We start from the raw sequence: 16,929 nt of genomic DNA, 5'->3' as shown, positions 1-16,929 counted from the left end.
CGAATGACTAGAGGACGTGCCACTAGGGTCTGATCGTGCCGACAAAGTCGTCGCCTCGGGCTGCGCTTCGCACTCGCCGCAAGGTCACGCCGGCCGAGGCGGCAGCGCTACTGAGCATGTCGCGGCCGCAAGTTCGTAAGCTCATCGACCGCGGCCTGCTGGAGTTCCACCGCCACATCCGGGTCTCCTCGATCAGGGCCTTCCTGGACGCGGAGCGCCTCCGCCGGCGTGGAGCGCTCGCTGACCTGTCCACGCTGCAGAACGAGCCCGAGCTGTCAGCGTCGGTTGGATGGTTCGTGAAGGTTGTGTGGAGGGTGGGGGCGAGCACGAGCGCCCCGGCGAATCGTTTGTCACTCTCGGCGCCATGGATCTGATCGTCACGCTCACGACCGTGTTCACGTTGTTGGCCGGCGTTTCGAGTTATGTGATTGCCCGGCGGGATCTGCGGGCGGGGGCGGCGCTTGCGGTGGCGGTGGTGGCGGCGCTGGGCACCGGGCTCGGCTTCCTGTTCACCGTCTACCTGGCCGTGGTTGCGTACGTGGGGGCGGTCGGGGTGTGGCTTGTGGCCCGGCGGTTTCTGCGCAAGCCCGGCCCGGCGCTGCTCGTGGCCGCCGGCGTCTTCGGGGTGGGGCTGGTGGGCTCGGTGACAGTGATGAGCATCGCGCTGAGCAACATGTAGAGTCCGTCGTCTGGCAGGCGACGCGAGGGGGTCCGGGTGCGGCGGAGCGGACGGGCCGTTGCGGTGCTGGCGGTCGTGGCCCTGGCGGCTGCTCCGGCGATCGCGGTGCCCCTGCTGGCGGTGGCGTCGTCCGAGCCCGCGCCGGAGCCGGACGCGCAGCTCGTCGTCGCGCCGGTCGCGGACGCCACGGTCTCCCAGGTGGCGCAGGACGGCGACACCAGTGCCGCGTCGACGTTGACCACGTGTCCGGCGTTGTGTGAGGGCAATCCGCGTGGTGAGCGTTCGGCGACGGTGACGTTCGAGATCAATGACCTTCCGCGTACGGCCGGAGGCGTCGAGGCGCGGCTGCGGCTCTACTCGTGGGCGGCCTTCGACGCGGCGACCAGTGTCGGCGCCGGTGGGCAGGAGCTGGACCGGGCGGCCGGCGTGACGGCCGGCTACAACGAGTGGGACGTGTCGCGGGCGGTTCCGGGCAACGGGACCTACACCTTCACCGTGCGGCAGGCGGACTATCCGAGCCGGATCTACTGGGCGTCGGCCGAGAACAAGAGCCCGGCGATCCGCCCCGAGCTGGTCTTGTCGTATAAATCGGACGGCCCCGCGCCGGCGCCGACGATGGTCGCGCCTTGGCGGCTCGCGTGGTCGGACGAGTTCAACGGCACCGCGCTGGACGCCGCGACCTGGGTCGCCAAGGACAACACGAGCGTCGACTACGACCGCGCCTGCCTCACCGCCCACCCGGACACCGTCTTCGTCGGCGGAGGAGTGCTCACCCTGCGCGCCCAGCGCCGCCCGGCCACCTGTGGCGCCGAGACGCGCGGCTTCACGAGCGCCTACCTGACGACCGAGGGCCGGAAGTCCTTCCAGTACGGCCGGTTCGAGGTGCGCGCCAAGTCGCCGACCGGGCCGGTGGGCTCGACCGGTCTCTGGCCCGCCTTCTGGCTGCGCCCCGACGACGGCGGCAACGGCGAGATCGACGTGGTCGAGCTGCCCGGCGGCGCCGCCTACTACCAGGCCGCCACGCAATCCATCTTCTACGACTACACACCGGTCAAACAGGACAACCGCTATCCCTTCCCGGCGGCGGGCCATGCGGCGGACGGCTTCCACACCTACACCACCGAGTGGGAGCCGGGCGTCCTCCGCTGGTACGTCGACGGCGTCCCGGTGTGGCAACGCGACCGCACGACGACGCCGTGGTTCGACGAGGTGTTCACCAAGCCCTACCACCTGCGCCTCAACTTCCAGGTGGGCGGCTGGCTCGGCGACCCCGACGCGGCGACGCGTTTCCCGGCCGACTTCCAGGTGGATTACGTACGCGTCTGGCAGCGCTGACGCACGGGTCCGAAGAGCAAGCTGAACGTTACTCAAGAATCACCTAAGGTCGTGCTAAGGTTCCGAAGTCCTCAGTGGCTTGGCGGCCTCGCTGGGACCGTTTTCTCGTCGGACCAGACATCGGCGGCATCCCCCACCGGGCTCCTCACCCCGGTCCGTCGTGCTACCCGCGAAAGGGCGCCCGCCGCTCATGACGCAATCCCTCACGCCTGAGCAATACGCGACTGTCCCCATCAACCAGCTCACCACCAAGCCCAACTGGCAGCGGAAATACTTCCTCGCCATCCTGCTCACCGACATCGCCGGTGCGGTGATCGCCGGCCTGCTCGCGATGCAGCTGCGCTTCGGCGGCGACTTCGCCATCGCGGACTGGTACTACGCGTTGCTCAGCTCGCTGCTGCCGCTGGGCTGGGTGCTCATGCTGCTGCTCAATCACGCGTACGACGACCGCTTCCTCTTCGTCGGCAACGAGGAGTACCAGCGGGTGCTGCGGGCCGCTCTCGCCCTCACCGCCACGATCGCCGTCCTCGCGTACGGGCTGAACGCCGACGTGGCCCGGGGCTACGTGACGCTGGCCATCCCGATCGCCACCGTGCTCGGGGTCGCGGGGCGCTACCTGCACCGGGCCATGCTGCACCGGGCCTGGGCCAAGGGTCAGTGCCTGCGGCGCGTGCTGGTCGTCGGGCACGCCGCGTCGGTCGCCGGGCTCACCGGGCAGCTGCGGCACGAGCGCTATCACGGGCTGGAGGTCGTGGCGGCGTGTGTGCCGTCGGCCGACCGGGTGCCGCCGGTGCTGCGTACGGTGCCGGTGGTCGAGGGTCTGGACCTGGCGGCCGAGACCGCGCGCGTGGTGGGCGCCGACACGGTGATGGTGCTGGCCGGTCCGGAGGTGGACGGCCCGACCGTGCGGCGGCTGGCGTGGCAGCTGGAGCCGCAGGACATCGACATGATCATGGCCAGCGCGCTGCTCGACGTCGGCGGCGCGCGCACCTCGATCCGGCCCATCGACGGCCTGCCCATGCTGCACGTCGAGCACCCGCGGCTCAGCGGCCCGCGCTGGCTGCTCAAGGGGCTGTTCGACCGGTTCGCGGCGGCGTTCGCGCTGCTGCTGCTGGCGCCGCTGCTCGCGGTGTGCGCGCTGGCGATCCGGCTCGACCGGCAGGCGCCCGGGCCGGCGCTGTTCAAGCAGACCCGGGTGGGGCGGAACGGCCGGCAGTTCACGATCTACAAGTTCCGGACGATGCGCACCAACGCCGAGGACCTGCTGGCCGAGCTGCGCGGGCTCAACGACAACGACGGCGTGCTTTTCAAGCTGCGCCGGGACCCGCGGGTGAGCCGGGTGGGCCGGATCCTGCGCCGCTACTCGCTGGACGAGCTGCCGCAGCTGCTCAACGTGCTGCGCGGCGAGATGTCGATGGTCGGCCCGCGCCCGCCGCTGCCGTCGGAGGTCGCGGCCTATCCGGAGGACATGCGCCGCCGGCTCGTGGTCAAGCCGGGGCTCACCGGGCTGTGGCAGGTCTCCGGGCGCTCGGATCTGGCCTGGGACGAGGCGATGCGGCTCGACCTGCGCTACGTCGAGAACTGGTCGCTCACCCTGGACATGATCATCATCCTGCGTACGGGATCAGCGGTGCTGCGGGCCAGCGGGGCCTATTAAATCCCGCGTCCCCGCTTGTGCAGGATGCGCACGACGGTGCCCGGGCGGATCAGTCGCCCGGCCACCGCCATCGCGAGATAGGCGCGCGGCTCCCGGCTGTTGCCCGCGAGGGTGCGCCGGGCCCAGTGCGCCGCCGCCCGCGAACGACCCTGGGCGGCCTCGGCGAAGGCGATCTGCCCCGCGACCCGGGCCAGCCCGGCCGGCTCCTGCTCGAACTCCGGATAGCGCTCCAGCAGCCACCGCAGCGCCGACGAGATGGTCTGCCAGCGCTGGGAGAAGTAGGAGCTGCGGTGCCACCGGACGATCGTGCCCGGCTCCCGCACGTTGACCAGGGGCGCGTGCCGGGCGGCGCGCAGCAGGAACTCGTAGTCCTCGGCGTAGCTGCCCGGGATCTCCTCGTCGACGAGCCCGATGCCGTCGTGCAGCGCCGACGCTCGCATGAGGAACGTGGACGGGTGCAGCTCGGTCATGCGGTCGCGCAGCAGGGCGGCGAGCGGGATGCGGTCGAGGGGCAGCACCCGGTCGAACTCGGTGCCGTCATAGGTCACCCGGATGCCGCAGCACGCGAAGTCCCCGCCGGTCGCCTCGAGCGCGGCGAGCTGGGCCTTGAGCTTGCCCGGCAGCCACTCGTCGTCATCGTCGCAGAAGCCCACGAAGTCGCCCTGAGCGGCGAGAATCCCGGTGTTGCGGGCCCCCGCCAGCCCGGGCTTGCGGTCGTTGACGAGCACCCGGACCGTGCGATCCGACGACGACCGGGCCGGCGTGAGGTCCGGCGTGGACCGGTCGTAGACCACGACGACCTCGATCGGGCCGTCGTGCTCCTGGGCGGTCACCGCGTCGATGGCGCGCCGCAGGAGCTCGGGACGGTCCCGGGTCGGGATGACCACGGAGACGAGGGTCACTTGCGCCGCCAGGGGAGGCGGCGCCGCTTGTCCGCGACCAGCCCGTCGACGATCTGGCCCACCCGGTGCACGGCGGCCATCTGCGCGGCGGCCGGCCCGGTGGTGACGTGGGTCGGAAAGCCGGACAGCCCGTCGCGCAGGGCCAGCTCCAGCTCGTGGGCCGTCGAGCACAGCCGGATGATCCCGCTCGCGGCCATCCGCGAGGCGAAGAGCATTTGGTGATTGTCGACATGCTCCCCGTACGCGGGATCGCGCGCGACCACGATCGGCAGGTGGCCGTGCCGCCGGGCCTCCGTGATGCTGGCCGGCCCGCCGTGCGTGACCACCGCCCGGGCCTGGGCCATGGCCGCGCCGAGCTGGTCGTGCGCGAGGAACGGGGTGGCGCCGGGGATCAGTGGCGGCCGGCTGCTGCCGTGCTGGATGACGACCCGGGGCCGGACGGGCTGCCGCAGCCACCACTGCTCGACCCAGCTCAGCAGCCGGTCGAAGTGGTGCTTGTCGGTGCCCACGGACACCAGGACGTCGAGCGTGCCGGTGTGCTGCGGGTGATCGTCGTGCGCCCCCGACCGCGGCTGGGGGATCGCCGCCGTCTCATGCCGGGGCAGAGTCATATGAGCTGACCCACCACCGTGGCATCGGGATAGAAGCGGCGCTGCTCCTCCCACTGCACCAGCATCGCCGAGAGCAGCGGCCGGCACAGGCGGGCGGTCAGCGTGGGGGTGTCGATGCGATCGATGACCTCGATGTAGACGGTGGGGATCCGCAGCACCCAGGCCATGAACACGAACGGCACGGCCACGCCGGCGCCGGTCGTCAGCAGCGCGCTGACCCGCCCGCGCCGCACGACGCGCAGGGCCAGCAGCAGGTTGCGGAAGAGGTTCCACACGTTGCGGGTCGTCGGGTGGTGCGCCCAGGTCACATTCTCGCCGTGCAGCAGCGAGAGCGCGTCCGGGGTGTCGAAGCTGACCCAGTGCCGGGACCGCGCCCGGTACCACGGCTCGAGGGCGAGCAGCTGGGCCAGATGGCCGCCGCTGGACGCGACGAAGAGCAGTGGCGGCCCCTCCGGATTGTCGTCCGGCACGGCAGGCATGCAACCCCCTCTACAGGTCAATGGCGGCCAATGGAGCGGCAACCTGAAATGTATATCCCGTGCCCCCGGCTAAGCGCCAGAGGGCGGTACGCGGCCGCGTATTGATTTGCGGCTCGATCTTCGTATCGTGCGAAATTCCGGCCGGGCTGACCAGGGTGTGTTCAGGCGGAATTTAACAAGCTCGATTTGCTTGGTCACGCGGAGTGGGATTCGACATACCCTATTGTCGAAGTAGGTTTTGGAGCGTGCCGGTGCGAATACTCGGCGTCACGTATTCCGGAATTCGAGAACCTCCAGCAACGCGGGATGCAGGTCCGGATTCCAGCCCGCGCCGCCGGCGGCGAGCCGCCACGTGCGCAACCACATCTCGATCAGGTACGCGTCCACGACCGGCCCGGCCGCCGCGGGCTCCAGCCCCAGCGCGGGACCGTGCCGCCGCACCGCCGCCACGGCCGCCTCCGCCGCCTCGCCCGCGCGCCGGCCACCCACGACCAGAGCCGTGTTGAACGCCTGGTGCGCGAGGTCGAAGCCGACGGGCACGCCCGGTCCACTGTGCTCCCAGTCCCACGCGACGAGGGCACTCCCGGTGGCGGTGGGCACCTCGCCGAGATTCCACGGCACCCAGTCGCCGTGCCAGTCACCGAGCTCGACGGCCACCCCGGCGGCCCGGGTCGCCAGCGCCTCCACAGCGGCGCGGATGGCCGTACCCTCCGGGCCTGCGACCTGGGCCGTCTCCTGGCGCAAGCGGTGCAGGAAGGGTGACTCCGCCAGGGGAACGCGCTCCCCGGGCGGGCCGCCGCGCCGCGCCACCGCGAGCATCGCCGCCGGCCGCGGCTCGTCGGGATCGGAGAGCCGGCGCACGCGCTCGGGCAGGGGAGCGGTGACACCGATCTCCTGCCCGGCCCACTCGCCCGCGTGCAGCGGACGGGGCGTGACGGGATAGCCGGGACCGGCGTTGCGCGGCAACCCGCGCAACGCTGCGGACTCGGCGCGCACGAGCCCGCGCGTGGCCTCGTTCCAGCCGACCTTGGCGTAGCCGCGGGGCCGGCCGTCGGGGCCGAAGAGCTGCAGGGTCGGCTTGCGGTTGGGGTCGGGCGGCCGGATGCCGACCGCCGCGAACAGGTGTGGTTCTTCCAAGACGGAAGCGAGGTGGTCCACGAGCGAGCCTGTGGCGGACAACACGGGGAAAGGCAACGCCCCCGTGCGGGCGAAGGACCCGAGCACCGACCGGACGGCCCGGGTCGGGCCCGAGCGCAACCCGTTGTACGCCAGCATCGAGGCCGCCGCGACCCGCCGGTTCCCTAGCGGAACGAGGAACCGCGCGCGCTCCACGGACGGCACGATCGCCCACGCCGGGGCGCCGGGAGTCGCGTGCCGCTGCACGGTGACCCGCGACCCGTCGCCGGGGAAGAGCGCGCGCGTGACCCAGCCCAGCCCGTCCTCGCGCTCCCGCGGATCGGCGCTCACTCGGCCCACTCGAACGTCATGCCGAGCCGCTCGGCCAGCGCCGCGTTGTGCGGCCGGTAGTAGCCGGTCAGCTCCTCACGGATCGCCGGGTCCATCGGGGCCGACTTGCGCCCGTTGAACACCTCGTAGCTGTCCAGCTCGTGCGGGGGCAGACCGATGAACCGCAGGACTTCCGCGTACGTGCCGGCGGGGTCGGCGTACAGGCTCTCGCTGGGCACGAAGAGCAGCTGTTGCCGGGGGAACCGCTGCAACCACGGCTCGAGGTGCTCCAGATAACGGCCGCGCGCCCGGTACGTGTACCAGTCGAACGCCTCGCTGAAGAGGTTCGGGTCGTCGATGAGCCGGTCCCGCTCGCCGGCCGTCCGCTCCTCCTCCGCGGCCAGCGCCTCCGCGAAGCCCAGCGGCTCCTTGCCCTCGGTCCGGCGTTCCTTCCAGTGCGAGTAGGCCCGCTCGACCGGGTCGCGGAGCAGGCAGATCAGCCGCACCTCGGGCATGAGCGAGCGCACCCGGTGCGGGGCGAGCGGATGGAACATGTAGAGCGGCGCCGCCTCGCCGACCTTGGGCGCGGCGCCGTGCTTGCGTTCGAGGGCCGCGCGCCGCCGGTCGGTCGGGAAGTGCGAGCGGTACCACTGCTCGCCGCGGTGCCAGTTCTCCTCGAAGTAGTGCGAGGTCTTGGTGTTCCACGCCGGGAACAGCCGCGGCACGAGCGGGTGCCGGATCAGGTAGTTCCACAACGAGGTGGTGCCGCCGCGCTTGGTGCCGATGACCAGGAAGTCCGGCAGCGCGCGCTGCTCGCTCGTCGCCTCGCCGTAGCGGACGAGCGGCTTCTTGGCTTGTTCGCGCAGGCCGGACGGCGCGATGCTCTTCGCTTTGTCTTTCAGCGTGGTCACGGCCTCAGCCCTTTCACTCGGATCGTCACGGCGGCGCGGACGCGGCGATCGGCGGCCGCGATCAGAAGCAGGCAGGCCAGCAGGGCGGCCGTCACGAGGAGTCCTTCAATCTCGCGTCCGGCGAGCGCGATGCCGATGGTGCCGGTGACGCCCACGGCGGCGAGCGTGGCGGCCGCGGTCAGGACAGCTTGGCGGCTGAGGACGGCGGCGCCGATGACCTTGCGGGCGGCGAGGGCGGCGACGACGTTCTCGACCACGATGCCGGTGGCCCAGGCCGTGGCGGCGCCCGTCAGGCCGTACCCGGGAATGAAGAGGAAGCCGAGACCGACCGTGCAGGTCAAGCCGAGCGTGGTGGCGAGCAGATGGCTGCGGCTGCGGCCGCTCATCAGCAGGACGGTCTGGACCGTGCCGAGGCCGACGTTGACCAGCATGGCAGTCGCCAGGATCGCCATCGCCGTCGCGCCCGCCGTGAACTCGCCGCCGAAGAGCTGGAGGAACGCCGGGGCGAAGAGGGCAAGCAACAGGTAGATCGGCCACGACAACGCGATGGCCAGGACCGTCGTCTGCCGGTGCACGGCGGCGGCCTCGCCGGTGCGGCCCGCGCCGAGCAGGCGGGACAGCTGCGGGGCGATCGCCACGCGCAGGCCCTGGAGGGCGAGCTGGCCCGCGAGCACGTACCGGCCGACGCCGCCGAAGACGCCCGCGTCGGCCTGGGTGGCCAGCGCCGCCGTGAGCAGGACGCCGACCCACATGCTGCTGCTGTCGATCGCCGCCGAGACCGCGCGGGGGAGGGCGAAGCCCCAGAGGGTCCGCCAGTCGTCCGGCCGGCCGGGCTTTCCGACGAGCAGCAGGCAGACCACGAGAGCCGCGACCGCCGGGAGGACCCAGCCCGCCATGGCCGCGGCCACTCCACCGCCGGCGAGCGCGACCGCACCGACCAGGATCGGCCGGCCCACCGGGAGGAGGACGAACTGGACAGCGGCGTACGCACCGATCGGTCGCGTGGCACGCACGGCGGCCAGCAGGATCGTCATCGCCACGATGACGGGGACGGCTAGCAGCACGACCTCGGTGGCCAGGCCCGCGCCCGCCACCAGGATGCTCAGGGCCAGGGGTGGGAGCAGGGCGACGGTGATCAGGCTTCGCTTGGCGCCGGGGCTCCGGGGAAGGGCCCAGACCAGGGCCGTGTCGGCGCCCAGGCAACAGACGGCGGACACGACGGTCAGCAGGCCGATGGCGGTGAAGATGGCGCCGGAGCCCTCCGGGCCGAAGCCCCGGGCCAGGACGACGGCGAGCAGGAAGCCGAAGAGGCCGCTGACCGCCGCGCCGGCGAGACCGATCAGGCCGCTGCGGGCCCCCTGGCGGCGCTCGGCTGTCGCGGTGGTCACAGCACTCCCTGCGTCGGGCGGCGGGTCAGGGCCATCTCGAAGACTCGGACCGGGCGGCGTACCGGACCGTCGACAGCAGCCATCGCCAGGCCGGCGGCGAAACAGAGCACGGAGAGGTTCTGGAAGGTCACGCCGTAGAAGGGCAGCTGGACGAGGCCGATCACGGGGACCGTCGCGAGCCACTGGCCGGCGGCCGACACCGCGCGGCCCAGCTTCAGGGCGACGAGCAGGAACCAGCCGACGAAGAGCAGCGCCGCCGGGACGCCGTGCGACACCAGCACCTGCCAGAACTGGCCCTGCGTACCGACGGGGGCCGCCGCCGTGGTGGTGTCCACAGTGACCGGACCGCCGTAGCCCAGCAGCGGCGACCGCTCGGCCAGCAGCAGCGCCTGCGAGTAGAGGCTGAGCCGGTCGACCGTACTGTCGCTGTTGCTCGTGCGGTTGGAGATCAGCTGGGTGACCGGGATGAAGAGCGTCGTGAGCCCGCCCAGGCCGGCAGCCAGGATGACCGTGACGATCACCTTGATCTGACGGCGGGCGATGCCCCGGAAGGCCAGGACGGCCAGGCCCGCGCCGAGGCTCAGGAACATGGCCCGGTTGAGCGTGAGGAACGCCGGCACGATCGACAACGGCAGGGACACCAGCAGGAGTACGCGCAGGACGCGCCCGCGCGTGGACAACACGTACGCGATCATGCAGGGCAGCAGCACCGCCCACGTGCTGCCCCACGTGTTGGTGTAGGGGTAGGGCGCCGACGGCCGGAAGATCGGATTGGCCGACGTCTCGCTGAACTCACTGGCCTGCAGGTGCACCAGGTCGAAGATGAACGGGTTCGCGGCCACGTTGTCGGGCAGCGCCGCCTCGAGCGGGCTCACGACCGACAGCTTGGGGAAGAGCACACCCACCCAGCCGAGTACGACCAGAGCGAGCCAGAAGAGCGCCAGCGGCCGGAAGATCCGGTGCCAGTGCTGGCCCTCGCGCAGCGTCGCGTAGATGTAGACGAACACCGTCGCCGCGGTCGCGTAGAACGCGAAGCGCAGCCCGGCGACCAGCAGATCCCCGCCGCCCGAGAGCCGGGTGAAGGAGAGGAGGACGAGCCCGCAGAAGACGACCCAGACGCCCGTGCCCGACGGCAGCTCGACCCGCTCCCGCCGCAGCACGAGCAGCAGGAGCAGGATGAGCCCGAAGGCCGGCCACAGCAGGAAGAACCCGCCGGAGAGCCAGAGCAGCGGCATCCCGCCGAACATCACCAGGATCGGCCAGACCGGCAGGCGGGTGATCGGGATGCGGATCTTCTGCTTGACGGGCAGCCGGATGATCTGCGTGTCAGTCATTCTTCGTCCGCAGCCATGCTGTGGTCAGTCATGGGGGCCCACCGCGACGACGCCCAGCACGTTGACGCCGGTGAGGCGGAGCGTGTTCGAGAGCCGTTCCAGGTCGGTCGCCCGGGTGTAGTCGCGGCGCACGACGACCACGGCGGCCGACTCGCGCGCGGCCCGGATGCCCCAGTCGTCCTGCTCGGCGGGCGAGGCTCGGATCACCGTGACCGTGGCCGCCTCGGGCTCGGGCGGCGCCAGCAGCAGAATCCGGCCGGAGCCGACCGGCACCGACGAGGTGAACGACCCGCGGGCCACCGCCGTCCCGTTGCGCTGCTGCCCGTTCTGGCTCTCCCCGCCGCCGGCCACCAGCCGCGAGCGGGCGTCGGAGGCGTCCTTGGTGTGGTCCTCCCAGCCGACGGTGTTGCCCTGCCCGGCCAGCGTCAGCGCGAGCCCGGTCGCCACCGACGTCGGCAGGTCGCCCGGCTGCGTGCTGAGCAGCACGATCCGGCGGTGCGGGATCGGGCCGAGCTGACCCAGGATCGCCAGGCTCAGATAGCGCAGGTCGGCCGTGTGCCGCCGCTTGTCGTTGCGGAACCGCGGGCCGCCCAGATCGGCGAGCAGCGGGAAGCCGCTCACCGCGGACGCCTCGGTGCCCGAGCGGACCCGGCGGTCCAGGCCCTCCAGCCCGAACGAGCCCACGGCACCGGCCAGCGCGCCCGCGATGATGGCGACGAACGCGTAGATGGGCGCCATGTCGTGGTTGGACGGCAGCGGCGGCGCGGCGACCCGGGTCACGTTGCCCGGCGTCACGTCGATCGCCGCGGACGTGGCCCGCCGGTCGGTCAGGTCACCGAGCTGGTCGTCCAGGCCGCCGAGCTGGTTGAGCAGGGCGGTCGTCGAGGCGGAGACGTTCTCGGTGCTGCGGTCGGACAAGGTCTCGCGGAGCTGGTCCCGCTCCTTCGTGATCTCGTCGATGCTCTGGTCGTACGACTTGAGGATCGTGTCCCGCTGCTTGGTGTAGAGCGCCTGACGCACCGTGAGGTACGCGTTCGCCGCGGCGTTGGCCCCCGCGATGGCGTCCGCGGTGTCCTGCGCCACGTAACGGAAGCGCAACACCTGCGTGCCGGTCGGCAGCTCCACCGTGAGGCCACTGCGGGCCGCCTCGGTGCTCTGGCCGGTCGCCTCGCTCACGGCGGCCACGATCTCCGTACCCGTGGCGATGCCGTTCTCGACAGTCATGTTGACGACGCGGTCCGCGCCCGGCCCGGGATAGCTGAACGGGTCGGTGACGACCGCGCGCACGGCCACCACGGCGACACCCTCGTACCTCGCGGGCAGCACCAGATAGACGATCCCGGCCAGCAGCCCGAGCAGCGCCCCGGCGGCAACCGGCTTCCACCGGTGCACCGGGATGCGCACGAGATCGGTGAGCGTGACCGCCCGCCGCCCGCCGGCGACGTCGCTGCTGTCCATGCCGATGAGCTCAGCCATCGAACCGCTTGACGATCTGCTGCGGATTGCCGATCACGACAACCCTCTCCGGTACGTCCTCCCGCACCACGGCCGCCGCCCCGACCACCGAGTCGCGGCCGATCGTGACGCCCTTGAGCACGACCGCGCCCGCCCCGATCCACACGTTGTCACCGACCGTGATCGGCGCCCGGGTGCTCGGCGACGGCGGATCGTGCCGCCGCGCGGGGTCGAGATTGTGGAACGTGTTGTCGACAAGCTCACAATCCGAGAGCAGGCTGCCGGCCCCGACGGTCACCGTCGTCCAGCAGCCGATCCACGACCCGTTGAGCAGGCTGCCCGGCCCGATCGTCACCACGCCCGGCCCGGCGAACCGGACCCGCTTGTTGAGCCGGCAACCGTCGCCGATGGTGACCCGCACGCCGCGCCGCAGCCGGATCCGGCCCCGGATCTGCACGTCCCGGCCCAGCGTGAGGCCGGGATAGCGGAGCTTGTACCAGGTCCGCTTGAGCCCGAAGACCACACGGACGAGCCGCCCGGCGGGGCCGGACGGCAGAGGGGGCCGGTGCGGCGGCGCGGAGGTCTCGCCGGCCAGCGTTGTCGTGTCGCCCACGCTGCCTTCACTCCGTTCGTACGTTGTTCACCCGGACGGGTACCGGTCGGGCAGCATCACCCGATCGGTACCCGGCCGTCAACTCGCCGCTTTCCGTGCGCCGCGGCTGCTGCCGTCTTCTGCGCTGCGGTCCTGTCTGTTCTCCGCGTGTGCGGTCGTGCCGCTTCCTCGCGCTGCGCTGTTTTCTTTCGCTGCGCTGCGTCACTTCTCTGTGGCCACTTGTCCTGTGCTGGGCTTGCGGCGTTGCTTCGTGCGCTGCGCTGCGCTGCGTTGCTTGTCGAGCGCTGTTTCCTCGCGCCGTTTTCCGTGCGCTGCGCTGCTCTCTGTGGTGCTGCGTGCGCTGTGCTCTGTTGCTGTGCTGCTTCCCGTGCGCTGCGCTCTGTTGCTGCGTGCTTCCGTGCGCTGCGATGCGTTGTGCGGCTCTCCGCGCGCTGCTTTCGTGCGTTGCGCTGTGTTGCTTCGGCTCGCTGGGCTTCTTGGTGCTTGCCCTCAGTGCTTGCTTCTCATGCTCGCCGTGAGTGCTTGCTTCTCATGCTCGCCGTGGGTGCTTGCCGTGGGTGCTCGCTGTTGATGCTTGCCGTGGTGGTGGCCCGCTCCTTGTGGTGCGGGCCACCTTCCGGGACGCGGCGGTCCGCTCCTTGTGGTGCAGGGCGGCCCCTGGTGGTGCGGTTGTTTGGTGGTGGCCCGCTCCTTGTGGTGCGGGCCACCACCGGTGACGCGGTTGTGCGGTGGCGGCTCGGTCAGGAGGCCGCGAAGTACAGCGTCTTGCTCGTCCAGGTCTTGCCGTTGTCGATGATCTTCACGGTCGAGCTGGTCGCCACCGTGGCCGCCGTCGGCGTGAAGGTCACCTTGCGCAGCTTGCCGTCCGTGTTGCCGTAGACGATCGAGCCGTTGACCCAGGTCAGGCCGCGCACGGTCGACCACTTGATGCCGGTGGTGGCCACGCTGAACTCGGTCGCGCCGACGATGTGGCCGTCCGGCTCGAGGTAGCGGTAGTAGAGCTTGTCGGCCGTGGACTTCGTGTAGTAGAGCCGGCCGCTCAGGTAGAACGCGCCCGTCAGAGCGGACGTGCTGTACCAGCTGTTGTAGCCGGTGGCCCACGAGGCGCCCACGACGCCCGCGCCGGTCACGGTCGAGGTGACGAGCTTGCCGGACTTGTCCCAGTAGAGCTTGTCGCCGGCGCGGGTCGCGATGCCCGTACCGGTCATGTTGGCCTGGGTGACGGTCGTCGACGCGCCGAGCGTGGTGCCGTTGAAGGCGGTCCGCTTGAGCTTCTTGGCCGTGCCGCCGGACCACAGGTAACCGGTCGCGGCCGTGGGCGCCTGGACGGCGGCGACCGTACGCCCGCCGGTGGTCGGGAACATCGCCAGCCGGCCGTGGTACTCGTTGCCCAGCCCGTCGGAGTTCTGCCCCACGTAGATGCCGTCGGCGCCCTTCCAGATCACGGGAACCGCCGAGCCCCAGGCCGTGGTGCCGGTCGGGGCGCCGGAGCGTCGCGGGTTCCACGCGATCGGCATGCCGTTGCCCGGGTCCACCGCGGCGATGCCCAGCCGGTCGACCGCGCCGGTGCCGGCCTTGTCGACCGCGTTCGGGTTGTTGAGCCAGCGGAAGTGCCCGCCCAGGTAGATGACGTTGCCGGTGGCCTCGACCGAGGTGATCGTGTCGTTGCCGGTCAGGTCGATCCAGGAGGCGTCGAGGCCGGTGCCCCGGGTCGCCGTCTCGAAGCGGGCCAGCGTGTCGCAGTAGGCCGCCGGCCAGCCCTCGCCGCCGTTGCTGCCGACGATGAAGTAGGTGCCGTCGTCGGAGAAGTCGATGTCCTGCACGTAGTGCGTGAACTCCTGCGGCTTGATGCACGGCGGCACGTAGCGCGTGGTGCTCCAGTTGGCCAGCGTCGGCGCCCCGGTCGCGCTGAGGTCGAGCACCGCGATCTGATTGCGCGACGCCTTGTTGACCAGCGTGAAGTTGCCGCCGATGACGAGCGTCCGGCCGTTCGGCGCGATGTCCATCGTCCACACGTACGGCGCGACGCTGTTGCGCCCGCCCGTGGCGTCGACCACGAACCCGGCGTCGATCGCCCCGGTGGCGCTGTCGACGCGGGCCAGCCCGTGCCGCTCCACGCCGTTGAGATAGTTGAAGGCGCCGCCGACGTAGATCTTCCCGCCGTACTGCTTCAGGGTGCGGACGTTGCCGCCGTCGGACTTGCCGACCCAGCTGCTCACGGTCGCGCCGGACGACGGGTCGACCGCCACCAGGTTGCGCCGCTCGACACCGTTGACGTTGCGGAAGGCGCCGCCCACGACCAGCTTGCCGGCCGAGTTGACCAGCAGGGCGCTGACCGCACCGTCCAGCTTGGGCTTGAACGTGCCGCTGACCGCCCCGGTCTTCTTGTTGTAGGAGAAAAGGTAGGGCTGCGCGATCTTGGTCGCCGAGGCCGCCGTGCGGAGCTGGGTGAACGACCCACCGACGTAGATCGTGTCACCGATCTCCGCGAAGGCCCGCACCTCGCCGTTGAGCGCGTGCGGCGTCACGTCGACCGGGTTGGCCGCGACGAGCTTGCCGGCGACCGGCGCGGGCACCACGCCGGCCGCGGCCGGGCTCGCCAGCAACCCGGAGGCGGCGACGAGCGACCCCGCGAGCAGGACGGCCGCGCCACGTCGCGACCGACCGACGGTGATAACAGACAAAGAAATTCAACCCTCTCCCGTCGGGGAGATGATCGCGTTTCGAGCCTTTGGCCCGCGCCCTCAATCTGCCCCATCCCGGTAATCCCGAGACAGGATATAGAAGAGGGTCCACCTTGGCTACTGCTGGACGGCGATGCTTGTCACACAGGCTCTGAGCTGCTCAGACGTCGTCCTGCGGCGATCTTGTTGGGAGCGCTTCCAACGCTTTAACCCCGCATTAAGCAAGGTTGCCCGCCATTTGAGCGCACCATCACCCGTTGTGTGAAGCACGCAGTTGCGAACCATCACACAAATCGGCAAACGTCACTGTGAGTTCCCGCCCCGCAACAATGCGGCGCCGCCTCTGTGCGGCATCTGAAAACGCGGCCCGGCCCGGCTCCGCATCGGCCGACGGTCGCGGTCGTCCACATCAGGCCAGAACGCTACCGTATCGTGCGCCCGAAGTGCGAACGCGTCTCAACTTCTCCCAGCGAACTCCGAGCCGCCCGCCCCGCCGCTGCCGCCCGCTCGACGGGTGCTGCCCGCCGGGACCAGCGCCGCCCGTCTGCTCGTCCGTCTGCTCGACGATGCTGCCTGCCGGAGCCAGTGCCGCCCGCCCGCTCGACAGTGCTGCCCGCCGGGGCCAGCCCGTCCGCTCGACGATGCCGCCCAACGGGCCCAGCCGTCCGACGGTGCTGCTCGCCGGGGGCGGTGCCAACCGCTCGACGTGCCGGCCGTCCACCCGCGAGTCGGCGAGTCAGCAGGCGAGCGCCCTCACTTCCGGCAGAACGTCAGCGGCCGGCGACATCGTGGCGTCACACTGCGCGATGCCGGACCGCGGCTGTCGCCAAGAGCTGATCGCACCGCTGACGGCGCCGCCCCCACAGCGGAAGGTGAAGCTCGCGTCCACCTGCACCACGGACTCGTACACAACCACCGAGCCATCCACGTCAACTGTGAACTCGCCGGAGACACCTTCGCGCGGAACACTCCCACCGAGAGCCGCAGTGCCCGGGCCGGCCTGCTTCGCGAAGACCTCGAAGACGGCCGCCTCGTCAACCGCCCCGGCTGCTTGAATAGCGGCCACGACAGACCGGACAGGCCTCAGCGCGGCGACGATCGGCTTGCCGTCCGCCCGATGCGCCGCACTGAGGTCGGAGATCTCGGTCACCACGGTGGCCCGGCGCACGGGTCCAAGAGAGACAGTCCCGCCCCGGCACGGTGACGTAGCGGCAGAAGCCGAACTCCCGGTAACACCGGCCGGCGCCGAGCTCGAGGGGGTGACGGCGATCGCCGAGTCCGTCGGGGCGGCGGGCGCTGCTGCGGTGCAAGCCGTCAGCAGAAAGGCGGCGCCGAGGGCCGGTGCCGCTCGCACCCACGCAACGTTCCCGGAGCCGCACCGGGCGGTAGCCGTCAGCCGGCGAGCCGTCGTAACCATGAAGATCCGTCCCGCGCT

The 16,929-nt window shown here is 71.2% G+C and carries 15 protein-coding genes; 4 read left to right on the top strand and 11 right to left on the bottom strand.

The window, feature by feature from the left end; translation table 11 throughout:
* Window positions 1-35: 35 nt before the first annotated feature.
* The 4 genes from RAN62_RS41305 to RAN62_RS35460 all read left to right on the top strand — a co-directional run bounded on the left by RAN62_RS41305 (window position 36) and on the right by RAN62_RS35460 (window position 3,671).
* Window positions 36-374: a helix-turn-helix domain-containing protein gene (locus RAN62_RS41305; protein WP_369077231.1), complete on the top strand. Its 339-nt coding sequence runs from the start codon at window positions 36-38 to the stop codon at window positions 372-374.
* Complete coding sequence (locus tag RAN62_RS35470) at window positions 365-679, top strand: hypothetical protein (RefSeq protein ID WP_305789222.1); 315 nt, start codon at window positions 365-367, stop codon at window positions 677-679. The genes RAN62_RS41305 and RAN62_RS35470 overlap by 10 nt, the downstream gene beginning before the upstream one ends.
* Before the next feature lie 36 nt (window positions 680-715).
* Entirely contained in the window at window positions 716-2,014 is a 1,299-nt protein-coding gene (locus tag RAN62_RS35465; protein ID WP_305789221.1) for a glycoside hydrolase family 16 protein, read from the top strand.
* Window positions 2,015-2,204: 190 nt separating this feature from the next.
* Window positions 2,205-3,671, top strand: coding sequence for a sugar transferase (locus RAN62_RS35460; protein WP_305789220.1), 1,467 nt, complete (start codon window positions 2,205-2,207; stop codon window positions 3,669-3,671).
* Here RAN62_RS35460 and RAN62_RS35455 read toward each other — a convergent pair.
* The 11 genes from RAN62_RS35455 to RAN62_RS35405 all read right to left on the bottom strand — a co-directional run bounded on the left by RAN62_RS35455 (window position 3,668) and on the right by RAN62_RS35405 (window position 16,662).
* Window positions 3,668-4,585: a glycosyltransferase family 2 protein gene (locus RAN62_RS35455; protein ID WP_305789280.1), complete on the bottom strand. Its 918-nt coding sequence runs from the start codon at window positions 4,583-4,585 to the stop codon at window positions 3,668-3,670. The two genes, RAN62_RS35460 and RAN62_RS35455, sit on opposite strands and share 4 nt — an antisense overlap.
* A complete protein-coding gene (locus RAN62_RS35450) occupies window positions 4,570-5,184 on the bottom strand; it encodes a glycosyltransferase (protein ID WP_305789219.1) in 615 nt (204 codons plus the stop codon). The genes RAN62_RS35455 and RAN62_RS35450 overlap by 16 nt, the downstream gene beginning before the upstream one ends.
* The gene (locus RAN62_RS35445) at window positions 5,181-5,663 is read right to left on the bottom strand and encodes a glycosyltransferase family protein (RefSeq protein ID WP_305789218.1); all 483 of its coding nucleotides are present in this window, start codon (window positions 5,661-5,663) and stop codon (window positions 5,181-5,183) included. The genes RAN62_RS35450 and RAN62_RS35445 overlap by 4 nt, the downstream gene beginning before the upstream one ends.
* A gap of 267 nt (window positions 5,664-5,930) precedes the next feature.
* Window positions 5,931-7,130 carry a hypothetical protein gene (locus tag RAN62_RS35440; protein WP_305789217.1) on the bottom strand — a complete coding sequence of 400 codons (1,200 nt, stop codon included), beginning with the start codon at window positions 7,128-7,130 and terminating at the stop codon, window positions 5,931-5,933.
* The gene (locus RAN62_RS35435; protein WP_438874593.1) at window positions 7,127-8,011 is read right to left on the bottom strand and encodes a sulfotransferase domain-containing protein; all 885 of its coding nucleotides are present in this window, start codon (window positions 8,009-8,011) and stop codon (window positions 7,127-7,129) included. The genes RAN62_RS35440 and RAN62_RS35435 overlap by 4 nt, the downstream gene beginning before the upstream one ends.
* Window positions 8,012-8,016: 5 nt before the next feature.
* Complete coding sequence (locus RAN62_RS35430) at window positions 8,017-9,408, bottom strand: lipopolysaccharide biosynthesis protein (protein WP_305789215.1); 1,392 nt, start codon at window positions 9,406-9,408, stop codon at window positions 8,017-8,019.
* Window positions 9,405-10,742, bottom strand: a complete 1,338-nt coding sequence (locus RAN62_RS35425) for an O-antigen ligase family protein (RefSeq protein WP_305789214.1) — start codon at window positions 10,740-10,742, stop codon at window positions 9,405-9,407. The genes RAN62_RS35430 and RAN62_RS35425 overlap by 4 nt, the downstream gene beginning before the upstream one ends.
* A gap of 24 nt (window positions 10,743-10,766) precedes the next feature.
* Window positions 10,767-12,218, bottom strand: coding sequence for a BAR domain-containing protein (locus RAN62_RS35420; RefSeq protein WP_305789213.1), 1,452 nt, complete (start codon window positions 12,216-12,218; stop codon window positions 10,767-10,769).
* Window positions 12,211-12,753, bottom strand: a complete 543-nt coding sequence (locus RAN62_RS35415) for an acyltransferase (protein WP_305789279.1) — start codon at window positions 12,751-12,753, stop codon at window positions 12,211-12,213. Before RAN62_RS35415 ends, RAN62_RS35420 begins: the two co-directional genes overlap by 8 nt.
* A 797-nt stretch (window positions 12,754-13,550) precedes the next feature.
* Complete coding sequence (locus RAN62_RS35410) at window positions 13,551-15,449, bottom strand: delta-60 repeat domain-containing protein (protein WP_438874592.1); 1,899 nt, start codon at window positions 15,447-15,449, stop codon at window positions 13,551-13,553.
* Window positions 15,450-16,230: 781 nt separating this feature from the next.
* Window positions 16,231-16,662 carry a hypothetical protein gene (locus RAN62_RS35405; protein WP_305789211.1) on the bottom strand — a complete coding sequence of 144 codons (432 nt, stop codon included), beginning with the start codon at window positions 16,660-16,662 and terminating at the stop codon, window positions 16,231-16,233.
* Between the last annotated feature and the right edge of the window lie 267 nt (window positions 16,663-16,929).

The sequence above is a fragment of the Symbioplanes lichenis genome (assembly GCF_030709675.1).
Taxonomy (GTDB): Bacteria; Actinomycetota; Actinomycetes; order Mycobacteriales; family Micromonosporaceae; genus Actinoplanes; species Actinoplanes lichenis.
Note: the sequence above shows the minus strand (reverse complement) of the source record. Positions and strands in the feature narration are given on the sequence as shown.

Coding starts and splice junctions, on each gene's coding strand:
- RAN62_RS35470 (WP_305789222.1), top strand. CDS start 365: ATGGATCTGATCGTCACGCTCACGACCGTGTTCACGTTGTTGGCCGGC.
- RAN62_RS35460 (WP_305789220.1), top strand. CDS start 2,205: ATGACGCAATCCCTCACGCCTGAGCAATACGCGACTGTCCCCATCAAC.
- RAN62_RS35450 (WP_305789219.1), bottom strand. CDS start 5,184: ATGACTCTGCCCCGGCATGAGACGGCGGCGATCCCCCAGCCGCGGTCG.
- RAN62_RS35445 (WP_305789218.1), bottom strand. CDS start 5,663: ATGCCTGCCGTGCCGGACGACAATCCGGAGGGGCCGCCACTGCTCTTC.
- RAN62_RS35425 (WP_305789214.1), bottom strand. CDS start 10,742: ATGACTGACACGCAGATCATCCGGCTGCCCGTCAAGCAGAAGATCCGC.
- RAN62_RS35420 (WP_305789213.1), bottom strand. CDS start 12,218: ATGGCTGAGCTCATCGGCATGGACAGCAGCGACGTCGCCGGCGGGCGG.